This is a genomic window from Stenotrophomonas sp. P5_A8, assembly GCF_056400545.1.
Window position 1 is genome coordinate 1 of sequence record NZ_JBFULB010000247.1, and the last position, 5,559, is coordinate 5,559.

A 5,559-nucleotide genomic window follows, 5' to 3' on the forward strand; every position below is an offset into this window, starting at 1 on the left:
CCGCAGTGGCGGGCCAGCGAGGTGGCCAGCAGACCGACGCGGTCGCAGTGGCGGCGGGTGTAGGCATCGCGCAGTTGCAGTGACAGCGACAGCGCATCGATGGAGCAGGCCAGCGCGTGGCTGGGGTGCAGCGGGGAGGAATCGGTCACGGGAACTTCTTGCTGCGTCTCCCGGCGGCGGCTGCCGCCGGGAGACGGTGGAATCAATGCCGCTGCAGCTGGATGCCGTGCTTCTTGGCGTACGCGTCCTGGGCCGCGTCCAGGGCCTGCATTTCACCGTCGATCCGGTTGCCCACGGCCTGCAGCTTCTCGGCCAGCGGCATGATCTGCGCCTTGTCGTAGCCTTCCGGCAGCGCGGCCATTTCCAGCAGGATGGCGAACATTTCATCCGAGCTCTGCACGTAGGTGCGCAGCTTCTGGTGCACGTCCTTGGCATCGTCGGCCGGCGGCATCTGGTCGATCATGGCCAGGTACTGCTTCATCTCCGCGCGTGCACCTTCCAGGCCGGACTTGAACGTGGCCAGGCCCTTGCCTTGGCCCAGTGCCTTCTGCAGTTCTTCGCCGCGCGGGCCGATGGTCCACTGCTGCACGGTGGTGGCGGTGCCGTTCCACAGGGCGACGTTTTCGGTGAGGTATTCGCTGGCGGTCATGCCGCTGCCGCCGCCGCTGCAGGCGGTGAGCAGGGCCAGGCCGGCGGCCAGCAGCAGGGTGTGGAATCGTTTCAAAGCAACTCTCCTTGTCGCGGGCAATGAGCAGGGAAGACCCTCCGGCCCGCAGAAGCGGAGGGTCACAGGGGAATCAGTTGTAGAGCGTCAGCGCGGCGACAGCGTCAGCAGCAACGCCTTGGCGGCGCTGAAGCGATCTTCGGGCAACGGCAGCGGGTGCTTGATGCGCAGCTTGTCCGGGCCGTCCATCGTGTACAGCTTGGGCTGCTTCTGGATCATCTGGATCACCGCCATCGGATCGATCGTCGGCTTGGCTTCGAACACGATGCGACCGCCGTTTTCACCCAGCTCCAGCTTGCGCACGCCCAGCGTGTTGGCCTGCAGCTTGAGTTCGGCGATTGCGAACAGGTGCTTGGCCGGATCCGGCAGCAGGCCGAAGCGGTCGATCATCTCCACCTGCAGTTCGCGCAGTGCATCGGTATCGCGCGCGCTGCTGATGCGCTTGTACAGGGTCAGGCGGGTATGCACGTCGGGCAGGTAGTCGTCCGGGATCAGCGCGGGCACGTGCAGCTCCACCTCGGCACCGCGCGCTTCTTCGCCGGCATCCAGGTCGGGCAGCTTGCCCAGGCGGATGCTGCGGACCGCGCGTTCGRGCAGCTCGGTGTACAGGCTGAAACCGACCTCGGCCATCTGTCCGCTCTGGTCCTCGCCGAGCAGTTCGCCGGCGCCGCGGATTTCCAGATCGTGGGTGGCCAGGGTGAAACCGGCACCGAGCTCGTCCATCGAGGCGATCGCGTCCAGGCGCTTTTCCGCGTCCGGGGTCATCGCCCGCTTGTCCGGCACCACCAGGTAGGCATAGGCGCGGTGGTGCGAGCGACCGACGCGGCCACGCAGCTGGTGCAGCTGGGCCAGGCCGAAGCGGTCGGCGCGGTTGATGATGATGGTATTGGCGTTGGGAATGTCGATGCCCGATTCGATGATCGTGGTCGACAGCAGCACGTTGTAACGCTGCTTCTGGAAGTCCAGCATCACCCGCTCCAGCTCGCGCTCGGGCATCTGCCCGTGGGCGATGCCGATGCGTGCTTCAGGCACCAGTTCGGCCAGGTCACGCTGCATGCGGCCGATGCTTTCCACATCGTTGTGCAGGAAGTACAGCTGGCCACCACGGGCCAGTTCGCGCTGGAACGCCTCACGCAGCAACGCGTTGTCCCAGGCGGTGATGAAGGTCTGCACTGCCAGCCGGTTCGGCGGCGGGGTGGCGATGATCGACAGGTCGCGCAGCCCGGCCATGGCCATGTTCAAGGTGCGCGGGATCGGAGTGGCGGTGAGGGTCAGCAGGTGCACGTTGGCACGCATCGCCTTCAGTGCCTCCTTCTGGCGCACGCCGAAGCGCTGCTCCTCGTCCACCACCACCAGGCCCAGGTCCTTGAACTTCACGTCCGGCTGCAGCAGGCGGTGGGTACCGATGATGACGTCGATGGTACCGGCGGCCACCTTCTCCAGCTCGGCCTTGATTTCCTTGGTGCTCTTGAAGCGTGACAGCACTTCCACGCGCAGCGGCCAATCGGCGAAGCGGTCGCGGAAGTTGCGGTAATGCTGTTCGGCCAGCAGCGTGGTCGGCACCAGCACCGCGACCTGCTTGCCCGCACTGGCGGCGGCGAACGCGGCGCGCACGGCCACTTCGGTCTTGCCGAAGCCGACATCGCCGCAGACCACCCGGTCCATCGGCTGGCTGCTGGCAAGATCGCGCAGCGTGGCATCGATCGCGGCGAGCTGGTCGGGGGTTTCCTCGAACGGGAAGCCGGCCGCGAACGGTTCGTACATCGAACGGTCCACATGCAGCGCCAGCCCGGCACGCGCGCGGCGGCGGGCCTGGATTTCCAGTAGTTCGGCGGCCACGTCGCGGACTTTTTCGGCCGCCTTGCGCTTGGCCTTGGTCCATTGCTCGCCACCGAGCGAATGCAGCGGCGCGGTTTCGGCCGAGGCACCGGAGTAGCGGCTGATCAGGTGCAGCTGGGCGACCGGTACGTACAGGCGGTCGCCCTTGGCGTATTCGATTTCCAGGAATTCGCCGGGCATGCCGCCCGCATCGAGCACGATCAGGCCGCGGTAGCGGCCCACGCCGTGGTCTTCATGGACGATCGGCGCGCCTTCGGTCAGCTCGCCCAGGTCGCGGATGATCGCTTCCGGTTCGCGGCCGACCCGGCGGCTGCGACGGGTGGTGCCGGCGCGCTCGGGGAACAACTGGCGCTCGGTCAGCACCGCGATCTGCGGCGCATCCAGTGCGAAGCCGTCTTCCAGTGGCGCCACGGTGATCGCAAAGCGCGTCTTGGCATCGGCCAGGAACGTCGGCAGATCAACCGCTACCGGCGGCTTCAGTTCGGCTGCCAGCAGCACTTCCAGCAACGCCTCGCGGCGGCCGGGCGAATCGGCGGCGATCAGCACCCGGCCCGGGTAATGGCCGATGAAGGACTTGAGCGCTTCGCCGGCCGGTGCGTCACGCGCGGCCACCGGCAGCGGCGGCAACGGCTGGTCGCCCAGCGGCTGCGCGTCGGCGATGCGCGGGTGGTCGGCGTTCCAGATCTCGATGCGCGGCAGTGCATTGAGCTTGGCGCTCAGCGCCTCCGGGCTGAGGTACAGCTCCGAAGGCGCCAGCAGCGGCCGCTCCACGTCATGGCGGCGCTGTTCGTAGCGGTTGCCGGTCTGCGCCCAGAAGGCCGCCGCGGCGTCGCCCACGCCCACGCCGACCAGCGGCAGCACGTTCGGCTGCAGGTAGTCGAACAGCGTGGCGGTCTGGTCGAAGAACAGTGGCAGGTAATACTCGACGCCGGCCGGGGCCAGCCCGGCCTTGAGATCCTGGTACAGCGCGCTGCGCCGGGTATCCACGTCGAAGCGCTCACGCAGGGTGGCCAGCACCCGCGACACGCTCAGGTCGTCCAGCGGCACTTCACGACCGGGCAGCATCCGCACCGCGTCGACCTTGTCCAGCGAGCGCTGGCTTTCAGGGTCGAAGGCGCGGATCGAATCGATGTCCTCGTCCAGCAGCTCGATCCGCAGTGGCGCCTCGGCGCCCATCGGGAACACATCGAGCAGGCCGCCACGCACGGCGAAATCGCCCGGGTCCATCACCTGCGGCACGTTGCGGTAGGCGGCGGCCTCCAGGCGGCGCTTCTCCGCGTCCAGGTCCAGGCGCTGGCCGACCTTCAGGTCGAAGCTGCCACCGACGATGTACTTGAGCGGGGCCAGCTGCTGCAGCAGCGTCTGCACCGGCACCACCACGATGCCGCGCTTGAGCGAGGGCAACTGGTGCAGCGCGGCCAGGCGCTGGGAAATGATGTCCGGGTGCGGGCTGAAGGCGTCGTAGGGCAGGGTTTCCCAATCCGGGAACACCACCACCGGCAGGTCCGAGGCGCCGCCCAGCAGCGTGCGCAGGTCGGCTTCGATCTGGTTGGCGGTATGGTTGTCGCGCGCGATGAACAGCAGCGGCCCGTCATGGACCTCGGCCGCACGGGCGACGTACCACGCCAGCGCAGTGGCCGAAGCGGGAGCGCGCCACCAGGCGCGGAGCTGACCGGAACGTGGCAGCGGCGGTGCGGGATAGGAGGTGCGTGACATGAACCGGCGATTTTAGCAGACCGCGCGGTCAGGACCGTGTCAGCCCGTGGTGTTGCCGCTGGGCCTGYGCATCGCTCCGCTCACCGTTGCCCGTCCGGTGGCACAGCCCGGTAGGTACCGGCCGCTGGCCGGCACGCGCGCAAAAACCGTAGGTACCGGCCGCTGGCCGCCACGCGCGCAAGAACCGTAGGTGCCGGCCGTKGCCCGGTACGCGCGCAAAAACCGTAGGTACCGGCCGCTGGCCGGCACGCGCGCAAGAACCGTAGGTACCGGCCGCTGGCCGGTACGCGCGCAAAAACCGTAGGTGCCGGCCCTTGGCCGGCACGCGCGCGAGAACCGTAGGTGCCGGCCGTTGGCCGGCACGCGCGCAAGAACCGTAGGTGCCGGCCGTTGGCCGGCACGCCGTCAGCTATCGAGCTCTAAAACCATGCGCACCAGGCCAGGCGTGCCCTGCGGATGCGGCACCGGCTTGAAGCCCAGCGAAGCAGCCAGCTGCTTCATCGGCTCGTTCTCTTCGGCGACGTCGCCGTACAACCGGTCCAGGTACTTGCCACGCGCCCACTTGACCAGCTTGCGCATCAGCTGCCGGCCCAGGCCCTGGCCGACCAGGAACCGGCTGACCAGGATGGCGTACTCGGCCTCGCGGGTGCCCTGGATGATCGAGGCCCGCGCCACCGCTCCGACAACGGCTTCACCGGCGGGCAGGGACTCGGCCGCGACCAGGGTGATTTCGCTCTTGGGATTGGGGTGGGTCAGGCGCTGGGTGGTTTCCGGCGACAGCTCGGTCACCGACTGCAGGAAACGGTCACGGATCTCCTCCGGCCCGAACAGGCTGAAGGCGGCGTGCAGTGGTGCCCCGTCTTCGGGGCGGATCGGGCGGATCAGCAGCTCGTGGCCACTGGGTGCCTTGAAAATCTCGTGCCAGGGCGGCATGCGGTTACGGGTAGCCATACCGGTGATTCCTAGGTGGTCTTCGGATTCTCGCATCCCCGGGGGCGGGTTCCGTGAACGGAACGCTCACGCCGTTCAGGGAGGCGCAGGGGCGCTCATTCGGCCTGTTTGAGCCACTGCAGGCGCGTGCTGGCGCCGGCTTCGCCGAGGAACTGCTTCAGCACCGGCATTGCCGGGGCCAACGCCTGGTCAAACTGCCACGGCGGGTTGAGCAGCAGCATGCCGCTGCCGTTGAGCCGCAGCGGCGAATCGTCCGGGCGCACCAGCAGTTCCACGGTCAGCACCGACTTCACCGGCAGCGCGCAGGCCTTGCGCAGGAAATGCAGGAT

The 5,559-nt window shown here is 68.1% G+C and carries 4 protein-coding genes and 1 pseudogene; all 5 read right to left on the reverse strand.

What is annotated here, in order from left to right:
* Positions 1–149 (reverse strand): annotated as a pseudogene (locus tag AC1DQP_RS15325) (HD family phosphohydrolase); the annotation flags it as partial.
* A gap of 53 nt (positions 150–202) precedes the next feature.
* A complete protein-coding gene (locus tag AC1DQP_RS15330; RefSeq protein WP_256776461.1) occupies positions 203–724 on the reverse strand; it encodes a hypothetical protein in 522 nt (173 codons plus the stop codon).
* A gap of 87 nt (positions 725–811) precedes the next feature.
* Positions 812–4,279, reverse strand: a complete 3,468-nt coding sequence (gene mfd / locus AC1DQP_RS15335; protein WP_478051937.1) for a transcription-repair coupling factor — start codon at positions 4,277–4,279, stop codon at positions 812–814.
* A gap of 405 nt (positions 4,280–4,684) precedes the next feature.
* Positions 4,685–5,230: a GNAT family N-acetyltransferase gene (locus AC1DQP_RS15340; RefSeq protein ID WP_038689569.1), complete on the reverse strand. Its 546-nt coding sequence runs from the start codon at positions 5,228–5,230 to the stop codon at positions 4,685–4,687.
* Positions 5,231–5,325: 95 nt separating this feature from the next.
* The coding region (gene rlmJ / locus AC1DQP_RS15345) for a 23S rRNA (adenine(2030)-N(6))-methyltransferase RlmJ (RefSeq protein ID WP_478051938.1) at positions 5,326–5,559 on the reverse strand (234 nt) is incomplete at its 5' end.

Bases quoted from the DNA above. Each gene is read 5' to 3' on its own strand.
- AC1DQP_RS15340 (WP_038689569.1), bottom strand. From the start codon at position 5,230: ATGGCTACCCGTAACCGCATGCCGCCCTGGCACGAGATTTTCAAGGCA.